The organism is Pseudomonas sp. REST10, from assembly GCF_029542605.1.
Lineage (GTDB): Bacteria > Pseudomonadota > Gammaproteobacteria > Pseudomonadales > Pseudomonadaceae > Aquipseudomonas > Aquipseudomonas khazarica.
This window is the reverse complement of the sequence record NZ_CP035677.1, coordinates 3,133,396-3,134,231: the sequence shown is the minus strand read 5'-3', so window position 1 is coordinate 3,134,231 and position 836 is coordinate 3,133,396. Positions and strand designations below refer to the sequence as shown.

Below are 836 nucleotides of genomic sequence, written 5' to 3'. Positions count from 1 at the left end.
GCGCTGGCCACCAGCAAGCGCATCGCCAAGATCGCCTTCACCGGCTCCACCCCGGTCGGCTCGCACATCCTCAAGTGCGCGGCCGAGAACATCATCCCGTCCACCGTCGAGCTGGGCGGCAAGTCGCCGAACATCTTCTTCGCCGACATCATGAACGCCGAGCCGGCCTTCATCGAGAAGGCCGCCGAGGGCCTGGTGCTGGGCTTCTTCAACCAGGGCGAGGTGTGCACCTGCCCGTCGCGCGCGCTGGTGCAGGAGTCGATCTACGAGCCGTTCATGGCCGAGGTGATGAAGAAGGTCAAGCAGATCAAGCGCGGCAACCCGCTGGACACCGACACCATGGTCGGCGCCCAGGCCTCGCAGCAGCAGTTCGACAAGATCCTCAGCTACCTGGAGATCGCCCAGCAGGAGGGTGCCCAGGTGCTCACCGGCGGGGCGGCCGAGCGCCTGGAGGGCGACCTGGCCAGCGGCTATTACATCCAGCCGACGCTGCTCAAGGGCAGCAACGAGATGCGCGTGTTCCAGGAGGAGATCTTCGGCCCGGTGATCGGCGTCACCACCTTCAAGGACGAGGCCGAGGCGCTGGCCATCGCCAACGACACCGAGTTCGGCCTGGGCGCCGGCGTGTGGAGCCGCGACATGAACGTCGCCTACCGCATGGGCCGCGCGATCAAGGCGGGCCGCGTATGGACCAACTGCTACCACCTGTACCCGGCGCATGCTGCCTTCGGCGGCTACAAGAAGTCCGGGGTCGGGCGTGAGACCCACAAGATGATGCTCGATCACTACCAGCAGACCAAGAACCTGCTGGTCAGCTACGACATCAATCCGCTGGG

The 836-nt window shown here is 65.8% G+C and carries 1 protein-coding gene; it reads left to right on the top strand.

From position 1 onward, the window contains the following. A partial coding sequence (locus EWH21_RS14840) for an aldehyde dehydrogenase family protein (RefSeq protein WP_277698696.1) occupies window positions 1-836 on the top strand: 836 nt, incomplete at both ends.